The 21,148-nt window shown below is 57.0% G+C and carries 21 protein-coding genes; 14 read left to right on the top strand and 7 right to left on the bottom strand.

Annotated features, from left to right (window positions below; genetic code table 11):
* Positions 1-77 precede the first annotated feature (77 nt).
* The 3 genes from RE6C_RS27295 to RE6C_RS27285 all read left to right on the top strand — a co-directional run bounded on the left by RE6C_RS27295 (position 78) and on the right by RE6C_RS27285 (position 4,453).
* Complete coding sequence (locus tag RE6C_RS27295) at positions 78-665, top strand: RNA polymerase sigma factor (RefSeq protein ID WP_008661886.1); 588 nt, start codon at positions 78-80, stop codon at positions 663-665.
* A 70-nt stretch (positions 666-735) separates the two neighbouring features.
* A complete protein-coding gene (locus RE6C_RS27290) occupies positions 736-3,525 on the top strand; it encodes a serine/threonine protein kinase (protein WP_052035048.1) in 2,790 nt (929 codons plus the stop codon).
* 271 nt (positions 3,526-3,796) lie between these two features.
* Positions 3,797-4,453, top strand: coding sequence for a transposase (locus RE6C_RS27285; protein WP_236618564.1), 657 nt, complete (start codon positions 3,797-3,799; stop codon positions 4,451-4,453).
* Between the two features lie 281 nt (positions 4,454-4,734).
* Here the strand turns inward: RE6C_RS27285 and RE6C_RS27280 are convergent, their stop codons facing one another.
* Entirely contained in the window at positions 4,735-5,784 is a 1,050-nt protein-coding gene (locus tag RE6C_RS27280; protein ID WP_008661882.1) for a molybdopterin-binding domain-containing protein, read from the bottom strand.
* Positions 5,781-7,793 (bottom strand): uroporphyrinogen decarboxylase, encoded by a 2,013-nt coding sequence (gene hemE, locus RE6C_RS27275; RefSeq protein ID WP_008661880.1) that lies wholly within the window; start codon positions 7,791-7,793, stop codon positions 5,781-5,783. Before hemE ends, RE6C_RS27280 begins: the two co-directional genes overlap by 4 nt.
* 133 nt (positions 7,794-7,926) lie before the next feature.
* Here hemE and trmB point away from each other — a divergent pair, with 133 nt between their 5' ends.
* On the top strand, positions 7,927-8,589 hold the full coding sequence (gene trmB / locus RE6C_RS27270; RefSeq protein ID WP_007334207.1) for a tRNA (guanosine(46)-N7)-methyltransferase TrmB: 663 nt from the start codon (positions 7,927-7,929) through the stop codon (positions 8,587-8,589).
* Positions 8,590-8,694: 105 nt separating this feature from the next.
* Here trmB and RE6C_RS27265 read toward each other — a convergent pair whose 3' ends face one another.
* On the bottom strand, positions 8,695-9,483 hold the full coding sequence (locus RE6C_RS27265; RefSeq protein ID WP_008661878.1) for an enoyl-CoA hydratase/isomerase family protein: 789 nt from the start codon (positions 9,481-9,483) through the stop codon (positions 8,695-8,697).
* A gap of 51 nt (positions 9,484-9,534) precedes the next feature.
* Positions 9,535-10,533, bottom strand: a complete 999-nt coding sequence (locus tag RE6C_RS27260; RefSeq protein WP_236618563.1) for a DUF72 domain-containing protein — start codon at positions 10,531-10,533, stop codon at positions 9,535-9,537.
* Between the two features lie 270 nt (positions 10,534-10,803).
* Here RE6C_RS27260 and rpsL point away from each other — a divergent pair, with 270 nt between their 5' ends.
* From rpsL to fusA, 3 genes are all read left to right on the top strand, one after another.
* Positions 10,804-11,169 carry a 30S ribosomal protein S12 gene (gene rpsL, locus RE6C_RS27250; RefSeq protein ID WP_007326865.1) on the top strand — a complete coding sequence of 122 codons (366 nt, stop codon included), beginning with the start codon at positions 10,804-10,806 and terminating at the stop codon, positions 11,167-11,169.
* Between the two features lie 74 nt (positions 11,170-11,243).
* A complete protein-coding gene (gene rpsG / locus RE6C_RS27245) occupies positions 11,244-11,717 on the top strand; it encodes a 30S ribosomal protein S7 (RefSeq protein WP_007326864.1) in 474 nt (157 codons plus the stop codon).
* 62 nt (positions 11,718-11,779) lie between these two features.
* Positions 11,780-13,954 (top strand): elongation factor G, encoded by a 2,175-nt coding sequence (fusA, locus tag RE6C_RS27240; protein WP_008661875.1) that lies wholly within the window; start codon positions 11,780-11,782, stop codon positions 13,952-13,954.
* 165 nt (positions 13,955-14,119) lie between these two features.
* Here the strand turns inward: fusA and RE6C_RS27235 are convergent, their stop codons facing one another.
* The 3 genes from RE6C_RS27235 to RE6C_RS29645 all read right to left on the bottom strand — a co-directional run bounded on the left by RE6C_RS27235 (position 14,120) and on the right by RE6C_RS29645 (position 16,639).
* Positions 14,120-14,674 carry a DUF2760 domain-containing protein gene (locus tag RE6C_RS27235; protein WP_008661874.1) on the bottom strand — a complete coding sequence of 185 codons (555 nt, stop codon included), beginning with the start codon at positions 14,672-14,674 and terminating at the stop codon, positions 14,120-14,122.
* A 108-nt stretch (positions 14,675-14,782) separates the two neighbouring features.
* Positions 14,783-16,087: an aminotransferase class I/II-fold pyridoxal phosphate-dependent enzyme gene (locus RE6C_RS27230; protein ID WP_008661872.1), complete on the bottom strand. Its 1,305-nt coding sequence runs from the start codon at positions 16,085-16,087 to the stop codon at positions 14,783-14,785.
* A gap of 129 nt (positions 16,088-16,216) precedes the next feature.
* The gene (locus RE6C_RS29645; protein WP_236618561.1) at positions 16,217-16,639 is read right to left on the bottom strand and encodes a DUF2752 domain-containing protein; all 423 of its coding nucleotides are present in this window, start codon (positions 16,637-16,639) and stop codon (positions 16,217-16,219) included.
* 470 nt (positions 16,640-17,109) lie between these two features.
* Between RE6C_RS29645 and rpsJ the strand changes: the two genes are divergently transcribed.
* The 7 genes from rpsJ to rplV all read left to right on the top strand — a co-directional run bounded on the left by rpsJ (position 17,110) and on the right by rplV (position 21,144).
* Positions 17,110-17,436 carry a 30S ribosomal protein S10 gene (gene rpsJ, locus RE6C_RS27215; RefSeq protein WP_007326795.1) on the top strand — a complete coding sequence of 109 codons (327 nt, stop codon included), beginning with the start codon at positions 17,110-17,112 and terminating at the stop codon, positions 17,434-17,436.
* Positions 17,437-17,770: 334 nt separating this feature from the next.
* Positions 17,771-18,457, top strand: coding sequence for a 50S ribosomal protein L3 (rplC, locus tag RE6C_RS27210; RefSeq protein ID WP_081605768.1), 687 nt, complete (start codon positions 17,771-17,773; stop codon positions 18,455-18,457).
* Positions 18,458-18,468: 11 nt separating this feature from the next.
* Entirely contained in the window at positions 18,469-19,137 is a 669-nt protein-coding gene (rplD, locus tag RE6C_RS27205) for a 50S ribosomal protein L4 (protein WP_007326797.1), read from the top strand.
* A gap of 1 nt (position 19,138) precedes the next feature.
* Positions 19,139-19,462 (top strand): 50S ribosomal protein L23, encoded by a 324-nt coding sequence (rplW, locus tag RE6C_RS27200; protein WP_008661866.1) that lies wholly within the window; start codon positions 19,139-19,141, stop codon positions 19,460-19,462.
* A 97-nt stretch (positions 19,463-19,559) separates the two neighbouring features.
* The gene (gene rplB, locus RE6C_RS27195) at positions 19,560-20,420 is read left to right on the top strand and encodes a 50S ribosomal protein L2 (protein ID WP_008661865.1); all 861 of its coding nucleotides are present in this window, start codon (positions 19,560-19,562) and stop codon (positions 20,418-20,420) included.
* A gap of 34 nt (positions 20,421-20,454) precedes the next feature.
* The gene (rpsS, locus tag RE6C_RS27190; RefSeq protein WP_007326800.1) at positions 20,455-20,724 is read left to right on the top strand and encodes a 30S ribosomal protein S19; all 270 of its coding nucleotides are present in this window, start codon (positions 20,455-20,457) and stop codon (positions 20,722-20,724) included.
* A 60-nt stretch (positions 20,725-20,784) separates the two neighbouring features.
* A complete protein-coding gene (gene rplV / locus RE6C_RS27185; RefSeq protein ID WP_011121604.1) occupies positions 20,785-21,144 on the top strand; it encodes a 50S ribosomal protein L22 in 360 nt (119 codons plus the stop codon).
* Positions 21,145-21,148: the final 4 nt, after the last annotated feature.

Genomic DNA, 21,148 nt, shown 5'->3' with positions numbered 1-21,148 from the left:
GCTATCTTGGGAGAAACGCTTGCGGGATGCCGGTTCGGCTCTCGCAAACTCGTTCGTCCCATGCATCAGGCCACCTCATGAAACTCGACGCCGTCGAGGAACCATCGACTCATCCATCCTTGCTCGAACGGGCCCGGTACGGCGACGATGAGGGCTGGCAGATGCTGGTCCAGGTCTACGGTCCGATCGTCTACCGATGGATCCGCCGATGCGGGGCCCAGTCGGCCGACGCTGCGGACGTGATGCAAGAAACGTTTCTCGCGGTCGCCAAGGCTCTCCCGCGGTTCAACCTGGACCAAACCGGCGCCACTTTTCGCGGATGGCTGTGGACGATCGCTCGCAACAAACTTCGCGATCGCCAACGTGCCAACCAACGTTCTCCGATCGTGCTCGATGGCGAAGCGCTGCAGTGGGCCGAGCGAGAAAGCTCTGATCCGCCCAGCGAACTCGCCGATGATGTGCAGTCGATTCAGAACCGCATGCTGCAAGTCCTGAGGCAATCGACCGATCCCAAAACCTGGCAGATGTTTTGGCGGACCGCCGTCGAAGGCTGCGATCCCGCGACGGTGGCAGGCGAACTGAACGTCAGTCGATGGACGGTCTACAAGGCTCGCTCACGGGTGCTGCAACGATTGCGAAAAGAATTGGAAGATTTTCATCGCTGAGGTGTCCAATCGCCGCCCAATCCAAGCGTTGTGTGGTCAACCAATCGATCCCTCGCACCGAAAGCCCGTCATGATTGCCACCAGCACCGATTGTCTGAGCATCGAAGAATTGAACCGCTTGCTCGACGGACAACTCTCCAGTAACGAGTTCGATTCAGCATCCAAGCATGTTGATCAGTGCGAGCAATGCCAGTCACGCATCCCGGAAAAGTGGGACGCGTTGTCTCCAATTGCCAATGCGGACTCAGAGGAAGATTCCGTGCTGGCTGAGTCCGCCTGCCAATTCGCGGTCGCTCAATTGATGACCGCAAACGTGCCGGTTCCCCATGCTGCCGCAGATCTTCCCATCGACCAAATCGGTCCGTACGAGATTCTGGGGCAGCTCGGGCAGGGCGGCATGGGGATGGTGTGCTTGGCTCGCCACAACCGACTGAAACGGCAATGTGCGATCAAGTTGCTGCCGCCTCACCGAGTGATGGAACCAGGTTGGTTGGATCGTTTCGATCGAGAAATGACAACCGTCGCGTCGTTGGAACATCCAGGAATCGTCCGTGCGACCGATGCGGGAACTCATTCTGGTTGGCACTACTTGGTGATGGAATACTTGGACGGCATGGACGTCGGCAAGATCGCTCATCGACTGGGATCATTGCCGGTCGCGGACGCCTGCGAGATCGCTCGCCAGTCCGCCGTGGCATTGATGCACGTGCATGAAACGGGATTGATCCACCGCGATGTGAAGCCGTCGAACTTGATGCTCACGCGAGACGGAACCGTCAAACTATTGGACCTGGGTTTGGTCCTGGCGGGCGACGATCCGCTAGCAACGGACGACCGACTCACAACGGTGGGACACCTGATGGGTACGTTGCCTGCGATGTCGCCCGAACAGTTGCTCGACAGCCGAAAAGTCCAACCGGCGTCGGACATCTATTCGCTCGGCGCGACCCTGTACCGTCTGATCTCAGGCCGTTGGCCGCATGCAAACGAAGGCGGCCTGGCGGCACGAGTGTTGGCGATCACGGGCGAGTCCAATCGATCGACTCCGCTTCCGCTGAGCAGTTTTCAACCGTCGGTCGAAACAGAATTGGAATCGTTCGTCGGTCAAATGATGCACCGGCAACCCGACCAGCGTCCCAGCGGATCAATCGTTGCCGAGCGACTTGCGACCTGGTCCGGCGAAGCCAACTTAAAAGCGTTGCTCAAGCGAGCGGAATCGACACCTGCATCCGATGCACCAATCACACCATCGCTCCCACTGGCAACGAATCCCGCTTCGCCGCCACCGGGCAACGGCAAACACACCTGGACCGCATGGATGGGTCCGCTGGGATGGTTCGCGGCAGCCGTCTTGCTCGCAACGGTCGTGATTCAAATCAAAACCGACAAGGGTCTGGTGACGGTGACCACAGACGGCAAAGACACCAAGGTTGCGGTGGAGGAGGACGACGGTGAGCCAAGGTCAGTGGCTCTTGCACAAAGTGTTGCAGAACAATCCGAACCAGTTGTAGCGGACCCAACAAACGGAATCGTCTACCACGGCAAGAATCTGGATGCTTGGCTTGGAATCCTTCAAAACGAGCAGCAAATTGATTCGGTTGGACAGGCAATGCGCGCTGCGGAACGACTCTCTCGCAACTCTCCCCGTCGAGCTGAAGTTGCGAAGCTAACACTCGCGCGTGCGAGTGAACACGGAACGATCCTGGTTGAACGACCTCCGAATCAACACAGCGATGTGTTCAACGTGACAGGCCCCTCCGACCCGCGATTCATGGGCTATCTCACGGAAGTCTACCCCCACTTCCTACCAACTCCCGGGCTGGAGCCGCTTGGAGAATACCTGGCCCACGGAAACGAGAGATCAAAATCCGCCACCATTTTGCTTCTGAACCAATACGTGACGGGCCAGTACGTATCCGGAATGGATGCCAACACCGACTATCTCAAGCAACGAGAGACCGCCCCGACGTACTTCGCAAAATCCGCTGAAAGACAGGAAGACAGAGCCAAGGTTGAACGACTTCTCATCCGACTCGGCACAGCGTCCGAAGAACTGCGGAAGCTGTCCTCTCAGGTCAGCGATGAGACCTGGAATGCCGCCAAAGAAGCGAGTGCCAGTCGGGAAATGGCTTGGGCAACAGCCCTTCGGATCCTTCAGGACAGCGGCCCGCATATTGCCGCTCCAGATTGGATTGCCGACTATGTCGAAGAGCAGGTCAATGATGCCGTCGCCAAATACGAACGAAGAGAGGTCGATCCCGCGACAGGGCAGACCAAATGGGACTACTCCGATCCCAACGCGGTTTACGGGTTTTCAATGGGCGGTTTCGGTGGTGGCCCCCAGGCCCACACCAACCCCAATCCACCGGATTGGATTTTGCCCACCGAGCTCTATCTCGCCGCCACCGAGATGCGAAGGGAAGGGCGTGTTCAGTTCCCGATTGAGTTCGCAGCGGAAACGCTGGCCCATCCTCGCTTCAATTGGTACTCGATGGACGGTTCGTCTTTCAACGACGTGGTCCAAGGCTTAGCGACGATCGATCCGGAGGCTCCTTCCCTGATCGCCTTTCATCTCGACCGAAGCTTCCAAGAAATGGATCGCCAATACCAAGCCAGCCAGAACGCCGAATGGCTTCGTCCGCTGACGTTTCTTCGCCAACGTCTCCAGGAAGGACTGGCATCCGTCTACACCACTCACGTCGAACAACCCAAACAGGCCCACGATCGACTCGAGCGTCTGGTCAAGTCATTGCCAAATCTGTCGATGTACCAACAATCAACCGACGACAACAAAGACTTCTGGCACGCCATGCTAAACGACCTCAAACAGCGATCCGAAAGCGGCGCGGCACCAGAGTAGAACATTTGTCCCCAAATGTTCCGTGTGCGAGGCCCAACATTCCAGCGTCCGGCCCACCCATTCCAAACTCAAACAGTTCGAAACCAACCTCGCAGCAAACCTTGCGAGGCGGAACAGTTGAGGACAACTATTCTACTCTGGGGAACTCGTTTTTCAGAGAATGCGTTCCCGAATCCACCTTGGCGAACGCCTCGTTCGCTAAACTGCGTTGATGAACCAAGATGAGCCACAGCCGGTTTTTCAAAGCTTTGATCCCTGTGCAGAGCTTCTCGTGAGCGAGCGGAACCTCCCTCACTGGTTTCAACCGGGGGCTGCGATCTTCGTCACATTCCGGACGGCGGATTCGATGCCAGCCGAAGTGGTTCAACGCTGGCAGCGTGAACTCGAAGACTGGTTGCGCATACGTGACCTGCCGATTGGCCTCGCTCAATCAACCGTCTCTCGTCATCTGATGACTCACGACAGAATGATGGAGCAACTTGCTCCCAATCAACGCAGCGAGTTCCAAAAACGATCCGACCAACTCTTCCATCGATCACTCGACGCGTGCCATGGAGCTTGCGTGCTTCGCGATCCTGAGATCGCCAAGATCGTGGGAGAAACTTTGCTATTCCATAGGGGAACCAAGTATGAACTGGATCGATTGGTGGTGATGCCCAATCACGTCCATGCCATCGTGCAGTTCGATCCAGAATCAAACCTCAGTGTCGTCAGCCAAAGCTGGATGCGTTACTCAGCCCGCCAAATCAACCAAGCCTTGGGAACCTCCGGACCATTCTGGCAACCGGAGCCATTCGATCACATCATCCGCAGTCCCGAACAGTTCCGCTATTTGCAGCAATACATTTTCGACAACCCAGCCAAAGCCAACCTGCGTCCAGGCGAGTTTTTGTACTGGGAGCGTACGAATTCGAATCCCCCAGAGTAGAACATTTGTCCCCAAATGTTCCGTGTGCGAAGCCCAACACTCCAGCGTCCGGCCCACCCATTCCAAACTCAAACAGTTCGAATCAAACCTCGCAGTGAACCTTGCGAGGCGGAACAGTTGAGGACAACTGTTCTACCAACTCAGAGTAGAACATTTGTCCCCAAATGTTCCGTGTGCGAGGCCCAACATCCCAGCGTCCGGCCCACCCATTCCAAGCCCAAACAGTTCGAAACAAACCTCGTAGTGAACCTTGCGAGGCGGAACAGTTGGGGACAACTGTTCTACTCTCGAAGCACCTTTTTGAGTTGCTCGATGGCGGTGGGGGACTCGACAGACAGAGCGACTGGCTCTTGAAGTGGCAAGGTCACGGATCCGTCGCCTCGGATGACCATGGAGTTTGTCCAAGGACTCGCGGGCAAGAACGCTTTGGCAAGTTCCACCCCAGGGTCATGCCCGCCAATTTGCAAATCGACCGAACGATCGCCGGACGTTCGATGGCCAATCCCCACCAAACGAATCACCGGAGCGGAATCGATCTCTGAATCAGACATCATCGGCACAAGCGATTCATTAGTCCGCCATGCATGAACGCTTCGCAGCGTCGCGGCGGGATCCAAGGTCACGCCAACACACCGAGCCAACTCGTTGCGGCGGCGGATGATTCGCGCCACCATCGCGGCGGTCATCTCCGCTTCGTCCGCGTCAAACGCTCCGGGACCGATCACGATCGCCGCGTACTGGCTATCACGAAAATGGTTGGCCCGCGCTTGAAACTCGGAACCTTCTTCGTTCGCCTCCGGGTGCTCGATCGCGTGATGCATCCGACCAGCGAAATCGGCGGTCCATCGCTCCCAACGCTTCAACTGTCGTTTGCCAATCGTTGCACCGGAACCCGCGGACTCCAGACGCAGCTTCTCTTCCAAACGAGGCCAAGCCGGATCGACTTCGCCGATCAACCAAACCAAATCGGCATGCGTGACGACTTCGGACAGCGTCGCCGCAACAATTCCATCACGACGTGTGACCGTTCCAATGGCCTGGACCGAAGGATCCGTTTCGATTTCAACTTCGATCGCACCGTCGGATTGCCACTGGACCAATTGGCGGGCCGCAACCAGATCCACGCCCGAAGTGATCACGCGAATGGGTTGCTCACAGGCAGCGATCTGGGCCAACGTCGCCTCGTCTGCGCGAGCCACTTGGTTCATCAACGAACCGGCGGACTCAGCGATCTCGCACCCGTTTGCTTGAACCGATCCGTCCGTGTTCACCACGACATCGTCGCAGTGCAGCGGGCACAACGGGCAAACAACACGAGAGGGTTCGCTCACGAATCCATTCCACCATCCTCGGCTGAGAAATCATCTCGCACCGAAAGTTCTTTCACGGCTTTGACCAACTCAATGGCATTTTCAACCGGAGTTTGTTGCAGCACGCCATGACCGAGATTGAAGATGTGTCCGGGTCGACCGCCGGCCTTGTCCAAAACATCTTGCACAGCCGCGCGGATGGTCTTGGCATCGGTCAGCAACACCGACGGGTCCAAGTTGCCTTGAACGGAGATGTCATGCCCGACGCGTTTCCAAGCCACATCCAGTTCGATCCGCCAATCGACTCCCACCACCGTGCGGCGATCGCCTCGCAGCAGAGGAAGCAACTCCGGATTGCCGGTTGCAAAGTTGATCAAGGGCACGCCGGGAGTCACGCCTTCCAAGATGCGTTTCATCCATGGCAACACGAATTCGCGGTAGTCGCCTGGCGACAAACAACCAGCCCAACTGTCAAACAATTGCACACACTGGGCTCCCGCGGAGATCTGCTCGTTCAAGTAGACGATGATCGCGTCGGTCAAACGATCCATCAGCGCGGCCCAGCCACCATCGGCGGCACGCATCAAAGCTTTCGTGCTGCTGTATTGTCGGCTGCCACCGCCTTCGATCGCGTAACTGGCCAACGTGAACGGAGCACCGGCGAATCCGATCAACGGGATGCCTTCGGGCAGGTCCGCTCGCGTTTGCTTGACCGTCTCATAGACGAAGCCAAGGTCCTGCGGGTTGTCGAGGCCTTTGACTCGATCCACGTCCGCCGCCGAACGAACCGGGTTGTGGATGACTGGGCCGTCACCTTTGACGAATTCCAAATCGAATCCCATCGGGACCAAAATTGGCAACAAGTCCGAAAAGATGATCGCCGCGTCGACGTCCAGCTTTTCGACCGCGGTGCACATCACTTCGCTGCACAACTTGGGATTGGCGCAAAGTTCCAAAAACGTTTGCTGCGAACGAACTTCGCGGTACTCCTGCATGTAGCGACCGGCCTGCCGCATCATCCAAACCGGTGTGCGGGGCGTGGGCTCACCGCGACAAGCACGCATGAACAAACTGGACTGGGAGGGGTGATTGTCGATGGCGGGCATAGGTGTCTTGCTAGCAGAAATGAGATTGGAATCATCCGCCCGCACCGTGACAGAGGCAGACGATCCAGAAGTGGGCGATTTGGAACGGACTTCGTCGACCAAACGTTTGGCATCGCGAGCTGACTCGCTGACGAGGTGCCCCATCTTTGGGTGCGATGGCTCCATCGCGATAGCCAGATCATGTTCTCGCAACATGTCGCTGGTCGTGGGACCGATCGACACGATCGCGGTCTTGGACAATCCGTCGCGAAGCGAATCGCTGACACCAAGCTCCTCGGCCATGCGGAGCATGTTGACGACTTGATGAGCACTGGTAACCAGCAAGATGTCTCGTTCGCCTGCGGCCAGCGCCAGCGTGTTCGCCTTCAGCGGCTGAGTGTCTTCGGGGAATTCCCAGCCGTAGACTTTGACTGATTCGGCGATCGCGCCGCGAGCTTCCAAACCGGCGATCAGTTGTTTGTTGCTGACGCCGTACTCCTGAATGCCGATTGTCTGGTTCGCAACGGGAATCCCTGCGTCGATCGTTTGCAGCAACTCACGCCAAGTGTTTGGTTCGGGCACACGGTGAGTCGGCTTCAGCCCAAACTCTCGCATCACCGCCACCGGTTTCGGACCGCGACAGATCGTCGTGATATCGCTGAGAGCATCGAGCAGTCGTTGCTGTTCGACATGCTTCTCGGTGGCTTTCAGCAGATACCGAAACCCAACGCCGGTCATCAAGATCACGATGCCGATGTCACCGGTGATGATGCGATAGGCGAAGTCAATTGCTGCCCGGTTGGGCTCAATCGGCACCTCTCGCATCGATGGGCTAACGAAAGCTTCGCCACCGAATTTGCAGATCAGCCGCGTCATGTCGTCGGCCCGTCGGCTCTCGAGAGCGGCCACGCGAAGGCCGTCAAAATTGTTAGTTGTCGCAGCCATGCGGGCTTGGAATCCGAAAGGGGGTGGGGCAAATCGAGTCGGCGGAAAGCGGGAAGGGAAGATTGTAGAGATTTTGCGTCGCGTTACGATGACGGCACACCGTCTTTCGCCTTTCCCTCAACAGCTTCTTTGCATGCCTCGCGCCGCCCTCCGAAAACCCAACCCCGCATTGGACCTGGATTCTTGGCTGAAAACGCCCGAGGATTTACCAGCGACAATCAACAGCCAAACGCTGTTCGGCAACGACCAGCCGCTAGAAATTGAGGTCGGAAGCGGCAAAGGGTTATTCATTCAAACCGAATCCGATCGTCGTCCCGAACACAACTACTTCGGGATCGAAATCGCTCGCAAATACGCCGCTCACGCTGCCGCCAGGTTGGCCAAACGCGAACGAGCCAACGCGAAAATGCTGGCGGGCGACGCCACGCCGCTGTTCGCGGTCACCGACGAAGGCAAACGAATCGAGGATGGATCGCTCGACGGGGTGCACGTCTACTTCCCCGATCCTTGGTGGAAAAAGCGACATCGCAAACGCCGCGTTCTCAGCCATGACAACATCCTCAACTTCAGCCGCTGCCTTCGCGTCGGCGGCCGATTGCACTTCTGGACGGACGTGCTGGATTACTTTGAATTGACCGTGGAATTGATCGCGGAAATCGCACCGGAACTCGGCGTGCCATTGCCCGAAACCCAGCGGGAATCCACGCACGATTTGGACTTTCACACCCACTTCGAACGACGCAGTCGCAAGATGGGCATCCCGGTCTACCGAGTTTGCTACCGCAAACGTTCGTAGTTTGCAGGCTGAATTTGTACGTTGGGCTTCCAAGCCCGACGGAAGAGATGGTTTCGCCGGGCTTGGAAGCCCAAGGTACGGTTAGCCGACACGACTCCAGCCAACTTACGGCCAGCTCGGCTTGCGTTTTTCGAGGAAAGCGGAAACACCTTCGGCGGCGGATTCCGTCGTGCATGCCGACGCACTGTCCGCAGCCGCCGCGGAAATCTGAGTCAGCAAGGCTTCACCGACGCTTTCATTGAGCAATCGCTTGGACGCTTGCACCGCTTCGGCGGGTCCTTCACTGCAACGAGCCGCCCACTGGCTGGCCGCCACCCAAACTTGATCCGACGCCACCGGCGATTGGCACAGCAAATTCAATCGCTGGGCTTCGTTCGCATCGATCGTTTCACCAGCCAAAGTCAGCCTGGCAGCGGCCGCCGCACCGACTCGGAACGACAACAACGCGGTCGTCACTCCACCGACCAGCCCCCGTCGAGCGGCATCGGCGGCAAAGGTGGCTCGATTGCTGGCCACACACAAATCGGATGCCAACATCAACGCGAACCCCGCCCCGATCGCCGCTCCATCCACCGCCGCGATGATTGGCTTTGGGAACCGCAGCATCTTCTCGCAGGTTTCCGAAACCGCTCGCCAATATTCGAACCATTGCTGCATCCGTTCCGATTCTGGCAAGTCGGCGATCTGTTGAAAAACTTGCAGGTCGACTCCCGAGCAAAAATGATCGCCTCGCGATGACAGAACGACCGCCCGTGCCCGTTTTTCTTGGTGCACATCGCCGAGAGCTTCGTTGAGATCAAACAACAATCCGGGACTGAGAGCACCATGCTTTTCCGGCCGGTCAATCAAAACGGTCGCCACGTTGTCGTGAATTCGAACATCCAGATGTTGCATGGGAAAAGCCTGCGGGGAGAAGCCAGTTGGGGAAACGTCGTACGGATCGATTCAATCCAGCAACGACAATTGTTCGGGAGATTGTGGAGGGCGGGGCAGGGTGAAGTCCACACCCGGCATCGCATCGGCCAATTTCGCTAGCAACGACTCAGCAAACTGCGGTGCCAAGCGATCATCAGGCGTGTGCGTGAACACGATCGGTCGCAAACCCGCCTTCAGCCAGCCGACCAAGATCGGCAGCCACTGATCCAAGAATGTATCGGCAAGCTCGACGCGATTGCGTCCCACGATTCGCAACATTGGCCGCTGGGCCGTGACCGTTTGTCGGACTGGCGTTCGCGGCTTTCTCGCCTGTGACTTTTCTTCGATCACATCTTCAGGCGGTGATTGGAACAGAGGCCGGCTATCAAATGTGACCTTGTCGATCTGAAGGTCACGCAGCAAATCGTTCACGCGTGCCTCGTTGTCCGCCGAATCAAACCAATCGTGATGCCGAAGCTCCACCGCCCACTGCAATTCACGCGGCAAACGGCGAAGAAACTTCGCCAGGATGGGCAATCGATCAGGGCCAAAGTTTGGCCCGAGTTGCAAAAACGTCGGTCCCAACCGATTGGCTTTTGCAATCACTCGCAACCGAGCCAGAAATTCTCGCACCTCGTCGTCGCAGTGCTGCAGCATGCTGTCATGCGAGATCCGCTTGGGAAACTTGAAGCAGAACTCAAAACCATCGGCCGCTTGCTCGGCCCAGCCGCGAAAAGTTTGCTCACCTGGGACAGCATAAAACGTGCTGTTTCCTTCGACCGTATTGAACGTTCGCGTATACCACGAAAGCCACTCCGTCCGAGGCGTCTTTTTGGGATAGACCAAGTCGCCCCATCCGTCGCAGGACCAAACCGGAGCACCGATCGAAATCGGCCAAGACGGTGACGAAAATGTTTCGTTGGGCTGTTTCACGCGGCGAGATACAGGCGTCACGGTTGAGGAGGCAGTGGAAAGAAAATCATCAGAACCAGAGTAGAGCAATCGTCCGACAAGCAGGGCGTTTTCCATGTGAAATCCGCTTGCCATGACGAAGAAAACTGGGGAACATTTCATCGCCAGACGAAAAGAGATCATTCAGAAGCCACGCGACTGACGAAACTCTGGCGCCGCATTTGGGACATGGGAAGTGTCGACAGACACCCCAGAATGCCACACGAATGCATTTCACCCGCAATTCGGCCTTGACAGGAATGGCACAGCCGCCATACTTCGCCGCTTGCAAAAATCTCGGCCCAAGTTGCGTGCCGCGACACATCACCGTCCAATTGCATTGTTTTCATGCCAACGATCAATCAACTCGTCCGTAAAAACCGGAAGCAGAAAAAGAGCCAGAGCAAGTCGCCGGTTCTCGAGAAATGCCCTCAAAAACAGGGTGTTTGCCTGCAAGTCCGGACCATGACCCCCAAGAAGCCAAACTCGGCTTTGCGGAAGATCACCCGGGTTCGATTGAGCAACGGCAAAGAAGTCACCGTTTACATCCCCGGCGAAGGCCACAACCTGCAGGAGCACTCGATCGTGCTCGTTCGCGGTGGTCGTGTTCGCGATTTGCCCGGTGTTCGATACCAAGTTGTCCGCGGTTCACGCGACGCATTGGGTGTTGACGGCCGTAAGCAATCCCGCAGCCGTTACGGAGCCAAGAAGTAAGGCCCAGCCCTTCACTTCTCGGCATCTGTCGTTTCCAAATCATTCACTTCCCTTCGTAGCTCGATCAGACATTCATGGGACGCATCACTTCCAGCCGCTCGCAACTCATCGGCGACCCGCGGCACCACTCGTTGCTGGCTAGCAAATTCATCAACTGCTTGATGCTGGACGGAAAGAAGACCACCGCACAGCGAGTCTTCTACGATGCCCTGGAAGAGATCGGCAAACGCCACGAAGGTGAAGAGACTCCTATCGAAGTCTTCGAAGCGGCCTTGGAAAACATCAAGCCATACATCGAAGTTCGCAGCAAGCGAGTCGGTGGTGCCAGCTACCAAGTTCCAATGCAGGTCAACAAGGCTCGCCAACAAAGCCTCGCGATCCGCTGGATCCTGGCTGCTGTTCGCGACAAAAAGGGCCGCCCAATGGCCTTGAAACTGGCCGACGAATTGCTTGCTGGCTTCAAGAAGGAAGGCGCCGCCTACACCAAGCGCGAAAACACGCACCGCATGGCTGACGCCAACAAGGCATTCGCTCACTTCGCATGGTGATCCGCCGCGAACGACTGAATTGATTTTCAGCCGCTACGCGCGATGCCCTCTAACGTTCACAATTGGTCGCGATTCGGTTCTGCCGGATCGCGATTTTTCTTTGCGCACCCGCCCCAAAACGCTTCCCAACGCACCGACCCGCCATGGCCGCCGACATATCCAAGATTCGCAACATCGGGATCATCGCCCACATCGACGCTGGCAAAACCACCGTCACCGAGCGAATGCTCTACCTCAGCGGCGCAAAACACCGAGTTGGACGAGTTGACCACGGCACCACCGACACCGACGATGACCCCGAAGAACAAGAACGCGGCATCACGATCTTCAGCGCCTGCGTGAAGTACGCCTGGGGCGACTACAACATCAACCTGCTGGACACCCCCGGCCACGTTGACTTCACCGCCGAAGTCGAACGCTGCCTGCGTGTCCTCGACGGGGCCGTCGTGGTGTTCTCCGCCCGCGAAGGCGTTGAGGCCCAAAGCGAAACCGTGTGGCGACAAGCTGATCGCTACGAGGTCCCTCGTATCGTGTTCATCAACAAGATGGATCGCGAAGGCGCGAGCTTCGAGACCGTCTTCAACGACATCGGCCCTCGACTGGGCGGCCGACCCGTTGCCGTCGAACTGCCCGTCGGAGAAGGCCCAGCCCACGTCGACAATCCGTTCCGCGGCGTCATCGACCTGGTCGACATGAAACTCCTGCAGTTCGACCCGGAGACCGAAGGCAAGCAAATCACCGAAACTGATCTGCCGGAAGAACTGGCCGACGACGCTGCGATCTGGCGAGAGCAGATGCTGGAAGCGGTCTACGAACTCAGCGAAGAAGCCATGGGACTGGCGATGGAAGACAAAGAAGTCCCTCGCGATGTGATCCTGGCAGCTCTGCGAAAAGGCTGCCTTGACCGAACCATCCAGCCCGTGTTCTGTGGCTCCGCTCTCCACGGAATTGGCGTGCAGCCACTGATGACCGGCGTCGGAAACTTTCTCCCCAGCCCGCTGGATCGCCCAGCGGTCGAAGGCCACGACCCAAAGAAACCCGACAAAACACTCTCTCGAAACCCAGACCCGAAAGAGCCATTCTGCGGCCTCGTTTTCAAGATTTTGCCCGCGAAAACGGGCGACAATTATTGGATTCGGATCTACAGCGGCGAGCTAAAACAAAACTCCCGCGTGCAGTGCCCCAACCGAGATAAAAAGGAAAACGTCGCCCAAATTTGGCAAATCCACGCCTCGAAAAAGGAACGCGACGGGCAAGTCGATTCCGTCGGCGCCGGCGATATCTGCTGTGTGATTGGCCCCCGATTCGCCATCACCGGCGACACGGTTTGCGACACCAAAGAAACAATCGAACTGCCCAGCATCAAATTCGCCGAAACAGTGCTCTCGATGGCGATCGAACCAGAAAGCACGGCGGACCGAAAGAAGCTGGAAGAAACCCTCGACATGCTCCGCCGCCAAGACCCAACCTTCCGGGCGGTCGACAACGAAGAGATCGGCCAGACGATCATTAGCGGCATGGGCGAACTGCACCTCGAAGTCATCCAGCACCGCCTGACTCGCGACTTTGGCCTGAACGTGAAGTTCTACAAGCCTCGCGTGAACTACCGCGAAACCATCGGCGGCAACGCCGAACTGGTCGGCCAATGCAACCGCGTGGTTGGCTCGACGCAGATGTTTGCTCGGCTGAAAGTGAAGATCAGCCCGACCGACAACCCGTCCGATCCAGTGATCGTCTTTGACCGACTTCCACCAGACGTCGGCTTGCCCAACGCAGTCCGCAGCGCCGCGATCGACGAAATTCGCGACCGAGCGGAAGGCGGTGGCATGATCGCCGGATTCCCGCTGTCGGGCGTCCGAATCGATGTCCTGGACGCGGAAATGGCTGAAGAAGGCAGCGATGAAGTCGCATTTCGAATTGCCGCTGGCGATGCATTCGAAAGCGGCCTGCAAGCCGCCGGCCCCGTGCTTCTCGAACCCATCATGCGAGTCGAGGTCACCACGCCGGAAGACTACATGGGCGAGATCGTTGGCGACCTGCAACAACGACGCGCCATCATCGCATCAACGGAAAGCCGCGGAGCCATGACCGTGATCACGGCACACGCTCCACTGAAAGAGATGTTCGGCTACTCCGGAGCCGTGCGAAGCCTCAGCCAAGGCCGAGCGGGAAGCAGCATGGAACCTTACGGCTACCAGGCAGCCCCCAAAGAAGACGCCGACAGCTTCCAGTACTAGAACGACGATTGGCGACCAGGCGGCAGAGCGACCGCCTGGGGCCACTACGGAGCACACCGGCATTCACACGAGCCCAAGCCTTTGCGGGCCTTCCGCAAGCGCGATGCGGACGGCGACCGGCAATAACCGAACTCCCGCCAAGCCGAAGCTTGACAGGCCGGACAACTAGGGAGCTTCAACCTGAGTCGGAGCGATCACCAACGCATCCTCGGAACGGCCTGACCAGGCGGGCAACTGAACTTGCGTAGCGACCCATCCGCTGTGCACGACCTTCCCCTGCGAAGCCCCGGACGCCTCTCCCACCCAGCGCAAACGAGCAGACGACGCATTTTCTTCGACCGGGATCAACCCGCCGTTCTCAGCATCAGCCAGCGGCTTGATCGCCAACAACCGATCCAGCGTTTGGCGGCACTGCTTCAAACATGGTCGCGCCGCGGCACCGACCTGATCATCACCATATTGATCCAGGTTCTCGTGGATCAAATCCACCAGCCGACCGTCTCTCTGAAGCGCCCCCAGAAGCGCAATCGCGTCGCTCTGCACCGGCTCCTGCCGAACCGGTTTCGCGGTCGCGGTTGCTTGTTCCAAGGCAGCCGGCGTGGACTGCGCCGACGAATCAGGCGTCAAATCGACGCCATCCAGAGCCAACGCGACACGCTCAGCGACCTGCCGATCAAACATTGCCTTCCAAAACGCTCTCAGAGCCAAACCCAAACGCATCTCGATGCTACCTCAAGAACCAATCACGACCAGAAAACGCCGACAAACACGGCTGACCGTCAAACTCAGCTGACTAACAAGCCTAATGAACACGAACCGTCGACTGAACTACGAAGCCGACGAAGCGACAGGCCCCGCGTCCGCTTTTCCGGCTGCAAGACACTTTCCGATCTGACGAACCGCTTGACGCAACCGGTGCTCGTTTTCAACCAAAGACATCCGCAGATAGCCCTCCCCCGCGGCACCGAAACCACTGCCTGGACTGACCGCCACATTGCCTTCTTCCAGCAACATCATCGCGAAATCCATCGTGCTCATTTGGCTCTTCCAAGGCTCGGGAACCTCGGCCCAAACGAACATGCCCGCCTTCGGAGGATTGACATTCCAACCGAGCCGACGCAGACCGCTGACCAGCACATCGCGCCGGCTTTGATAGACCTCAGATTGCTTCGCAACGGTCGCTTCCGTTTCCCGAAGAGCCACGATCGCAGCGATTTGAATCGCCTGGAACATGCCGTAGTCGTAATAGCCCTTGATCGTGCCCAGACCGCGAACCATATCCGCGTTGCCAGCGCAGAAACCAACACGCCAACCGGCCATGTTGTATCCCTTGCTCATCGTCGTGAACTCAACGCCCACGTCCTTGGCACCGGGAGCGGAAAGAAAACTCGGCGGCACATAACCGTCGAACGCGACATCGGCGTAAGCGAAGTCATGAATCACCATCAGGCCGTACTTTTTCGCCAGACGAACGACTTCAACAAAGAAGTCCGCTTCGATCACGGCCGACGATGGGTTGTGCGGGTAATTGACGATCAAAACCTTTGGCCGAGGCGTCAGATTCTCACACGTGTAGGCAACGTTCCGCAGAAACTTGTCCGGATCCGCCACATCCAACGCCACCACATTGCCCGACGCCAAAATCACGCCATACATGTGAACCGGGAAGTAGGGCGATGGAATGATCGCTGTATCGCCAGGCCCCATCAGAGCCAAACACATGTGCGAGAAACCTTCCTTGCTTCCCAGACAAGCGATGATCTCGCCTTCCGGATCCAATCGCACGCCATATTTGCGATGGTATTTGCTAGCCACCTCGCGACGAAGATTCGTGATCCCGTTTGATTTGCTGTAACCGTGGTTACCGATATCAGCCGCTGCATCATTCAGCTTCTGAACAACAACGGGATCAGGCGGATCCGATGGATTGCCCATCCCGAGATCGATCACGTCATCCCCAGCACGCCGTTTTTGATACAGCAGGTTGTTGATGCGACCAAACATGTATGGAGGCAAACGGTCGACCCGCGACGCCATCTTCACTTCGAATTCTGCTGGCTCAGGATCCGTCGTGGGCGAATCGATTGCGGGCGCGTCGATATTGGGCGTGTCGGGATTGAAGGTGTCACTCATTTTGACGCCAAGGTGGAAATTGCCAGGAAATAAACGAAAACCGCCGGCCTTCTAAAGACCAACGCGGGCCGCATTCTCACACGCATCCGCCACATTCGTGTAGGGGGAATCAAACTTTTGGCTCGAAATTCAATCGAACTGCAACCGAACCAGCCATTCAGCGACGCTGAGAACACCGATGAATACGACACCAAAACCCACCCACCAGTTCACCCGGCAAGACAAACTGCGGCCATACCAAACCAACCTGAACCCCAACACAAGCAACAACACAACAAACAAACCCAGCAACATCCCGGACAAATTTGCTGAGGCGGAGGCAACCAGATCCCCTCGCGTCAACCAACTCCAAGAAGTCGTCATGCCGCAAGCGGGACAGCGAAGGCCAAACAACATCCGCATCGAACACGGCGGCAAACCCAACTGCTGATGCGTCCCGAGCCCGGCCGATGCGGGCGACAAAGAACGGGCAACACCCAGCAAACCACCGCCGACCAACACCCAGGCGGCCACGATCACACGAACACCCAAACCGCAAGAATCACTGGACAACCCGACGATCGCCCGCGGCTCGCTCCTACCAATACAACTGGCTCCACCGCCGGCCGACGAAGAAGGCGAATCGCCTTCAAAATCAACGCCCAATCAACCACCCACCCCGAAACAAGACCAACGAACGCAAACCAACAAACCCGCTCCACCCAATTTGCCTTGCCTATTCAAAGCAAGTCAACCAACACCGACTCAAGGGATCGATCAATCGCGTCGATGACCATTGCCTTGGCGAATCGAAAACACAAAAGACAGAGAGCGCAAAAGACGCGATTCCAAGCTTCCTAGCACGGATTGGGTCGCGACAAGTCGCTGCCAAGATCAATCCCGGCAAAATCAACGGCTTTTTTTCATCAATTGTTCAAAAGCCGTTGACGCTCAATGACGTCAACCGTACATTCTCGCCTCCCCACAGCAAAGTTGTTGTGAGGAATGGACTCGTTTTCTCGTTCCCGACTTGGAAGTAAGCAGTGTCAACCGGCCCCAGCGAAGTCATCCGCATTCGAATGGAAGCGTACGACCATGCCGTGCTGGACCAGAGTGCCCGCGACATTGTCGACACCGTCAAAGCAACCGCCAGCATTGTGCATGGCCCAATTCCTTTGCCGACCCGAATCGAACGATACACGGTTCTGTCGAGCCCCTTTGTCAACAAGAAGGCTCGTCAACAATATGAAATCCGAACGCACAAGCGTTTGGTGGACATCGTTCAGGCATCTGCCAAGACGATTGAAGCACTCAACAAGCTAAGCCTGCCGGCTGGTGTCGATATCAAGATCAAGGCGTCCGCCCGCTGACCGGTCGACAATCGCACTTCGCAACCCCGGCACTCAACTGACAAAGAGCCTTCACTGATTGAGCGACGGCGAATCACTTCGCTAGCAAAACCAGTCTTCAACCGGCCTCCCAGTCAGAACAAGATCGGACCCCACGGCAAAACGCCACCTCACCGGGGACCGACTCAAGTTACCCCATCACACACACGAATTGGTCACGGTTTTCCGCATGGTCGGATGTCGCGGCGAAATCACTCAGGCTCGGCGTCCGCCGATCACTTGAACAGATCGCCTCGAAGGTCTCGGAACTCCTAACGAATCGCACATCGCTCGCTAACCGCGAGCAGGAACTGTTATGTCACCATCTATCCTTGGCCGTAAAATCGGGATGACTCAGATCTTCCTGGAAGACGGAACCGCTGTTCCCGTCACGGTCGTGCAAGCTGGCCCTTGCCACGTGCTCCAAGTACGCAGCAAAGACCGCGACGGCTATGAAGCCGTTCAAATGGGTTTCGAAGACAAACCACGCCGCTTGGCAAAACGCAGTGAGCGTGGTCAAGTTGCAACCATCGAAAGCAAGCGTTCAAAGAAACGCTCGGCCGCAGGCATCGAAGCCCCCGCCAAGGCAGATTGCGAACCACAACGATTCGTTCGCGAATTCCGCGGACCATCCGAAGCAAACGTCGGCGACACCCTCACCGTTGAGCAATTCAACGATGTCAAAAAGGTTGACGTCACCGGCACCAGCAAGGGACGCGGCTTCGCCGGTGTCATGAAACGACACAACTTCGCTGGACAACGTGCCACCCACGGCGTCAAGAAGTGTCACCGTCACGCCGGTGGTACCGGGATGAGTGCATCGCCGAGCCGCACGTTCAAAGGCAAGCGAATGGCTGGCCAGCACGGCAACGCCAAAGTCACCACCCGTAATCTTGAAGTCGTTCGCGTCGACGCAGAAAACAACCTGCTGATGATTCGCGGTGCGGTTCCTGGGCCTAACGGCGGCTTTGTCTCGATTCGTCAAACCAACAAAGTCGGCTGAGGAATACAATCATGGCAAACCTACCTATCCTCGACGCATCCGGCAAAGAAGTCGGTCAGTACGAGATCGATACCGAACAAATCGCCAACCGAGTCAGCAAGCAATTGCTGCACGACGTGGTGGTTATGTACCAAGCCAACAAACGCCAAGGTTCGCACAACACACGAACCCGCGGCCAAGTCAGCGGCACCAACAAGAAGATGTACCGCCAAAAGGGCACCGGCAACGCACGTGCCGGCTCCAAGCGAACCAACGTTCGCCGTGGTGGTGGTGTTGCACGAACCGTCAAACCTCGCGACTACAGCTATCGCCTGCCCAAGAAAGCGATCAAGATCGCCACTCGCATGGCAATCCGCTCGCGAATCGACGATGGCGAAATCGTTGTCATCAACGAACTGAAGCTGGACGCCCCTAAGACCAGCCAAATCGCTCAAATCCTGAAAAACCTCGGATTGGCGAACACCACGACTTTGATCGCAACCGCTGGCGATGACCAAATCATCTACAAGAGCGGACGCAACATCAGTGGCGTAACGGTCGAACCCGTTCGCCAACTGAACGCACTGACCCTGCTGACTCCAAAACGAGTGCTCTTCACACAAGAAGCACTGGACCGAGTCAAAGACGGCACATTCGCCGGTTCCACCCAGAACACCAACGAAGCGGAGGCAGCGGCCTGATATGTCTGCGATCCAACCACCCAAACCTGTTGAACGCAAGATTGAACTGGAACCCCACCAGGTCTTGCTGAAACCGCTCGTCACCGAAAAAGGTGTGCACCGCGCCACACGGAACAACCAATACGCGTTCCAAATCCACCGCGACGCCACCAAACTGGATGTCAAAAAGGCTGTTGAACATTTGTTCGACGTCAAAGTCCTGAAAGTCCGCACCCAGACCCGCAAAGGGAAAGCCCGCCGGTTCAAATACAAGATTGGACGAACCAGCGACTGGAAGAAAGCAATCGTCTCGCTTCACGAAGACCATCGCATCGACTTCTTCTAGGACACTGTGAAGATCTCTTGGTTCGCCAAAGATCTGACACCAATCTCAACGCAACACTTCCCCGCACAGAAACAGCTCGCAAGAAAAAGCGATACTCATGGGCATCCGAATCTACAAGCCGACCAGCGCCGGCCGACGCAACGCGTCGGTTAGCGACTTCAAGGAACTGACGCCTGGCTACAAGCCAGAACGTTCCTTGCTGCGTCCAAAGACCAAGACCGGCGGACGGAACAACCAGGGCAAAATCACTTCGCGTCACCGTGGTGGCGGACACAAACAGAAATACCGCGTCATCGACTTCCGTCGTGTCAAAGACGGTGCCGTTGCAACGGTCGATTCGGTTCAATACGACCCGAACCGCACCGCACGTATCGCACTGCTGAAGTACCCCGATGGCGAAAAGCACTACGTGATCGCTCCTTCGGGAGTTGCCGCGGGCGACAAACTACAAAACGGACCTGACGCACCTCCAGTGGTCGGCAACTGCTTGCCACTGAAAAACATCCCACTGGGAACCTCGGTTTGCTGCATTGAAATGCGTGCTGGCCGCGGAGCAGTGATGTGCCGCTCGGCCGGAACACAAGCGACCCTTCAAGCTCGCGAAGCTGACTGGGCTCAGTTGTTGCTTCCATCCGGCGAAGTTCGTCGCGTTCCAAGTGCTTGCCGTGCAACAATCGGACAGGTCGGAAACAGCGACCACATGAATGTTGTGCTCGGTAAAGCTGGTCGTTCACGTTGGTTGGGTCGTCGACCTCACGTTCGTGGTACCGCCATGAACCCAATCGATCACCCGCACGGTGGTGGTGAAGGCCGAACCAAAGGTGGACGTCACCCAGTCAGCCCATCGGGCAAGAGTGCTAAGGGCGGCCGTACACGTCAAAAACGTAAACCAAGCAACTCGTCGATCGTTCGCCGACGCAAGAGTCGTCGCTACGGTCAGTTGAAACTCCACAAGTAGGCCACCCTTTCAGCGGCAACTCCGGTAAAAAATCATGAGTCGAAGCAGTAAGAAGGGTCCCTTTGTTGACCCGAAAGTCTTTTTCAAAGTTCAGAAGGCAGCCGAAACAGGCTCGAAAGAACCGATCAAGACATGGGCACGATCATGCACGATCGTCCCAGAATTCGTGAACGTCACGTTCATGGTTCACAACGGCCGCCAGCACATCAAAGTGTTGGTGACCGAAGACATGGTGGGTCACAAACTCGGTGAGTTTGCTCCCACGCGGACCTTCAAGGGTCACGGCGGCAAGGGCAAACGCTAATCACTAGCGTCCCACCATACGGTTGGTGAATTTCACGAGTCAAACGATTTAGCGACAGACATGTCTCAATTCAACGCATATCATAAGAACGCCCGCATCAGCGCCCAAAAGGTGCGTCTGGTTGCCGATTTGGTTCGTGGCATGTTTGCCGACGAAGCATTGGACACCCTGAAGTATCAGCCCCAACGTGGTGCTCGCATGCTTGAGAAGGTGATCAAAAGTGCTGTCGGAAACGCACAGGACCCTGATCAAAACAGCGGACGCAGCCATCGCATCGAAGAACTGGTCATCACCGACGTTCGCGTCGACGGCGGCCCCATGTTCAAACGCATTCAGCCTCGTGCTCGTGGCATGGCGTTCATGATCAAAAAACGTTCCAGCCACATTCGTGTGGGCCTGACACACATCGAAAATGTTTAGTTGA

Source organism: Rhodopirellula europaea 6C, assembly GCF_000338295.1.
Taxonomy (GTDB): domain Bacteria; phylum Planctomycetota; class Planctomycetia; order Pirellulales; family Pirellulaceae; genus Rhodopirellula; species Rhodopirellula europaea.
The sequence above is the reverse complement of the archived record's forward strand: the minus strand, read 5'-3'. Positions and strand labels throughout refer to the sequence as shown.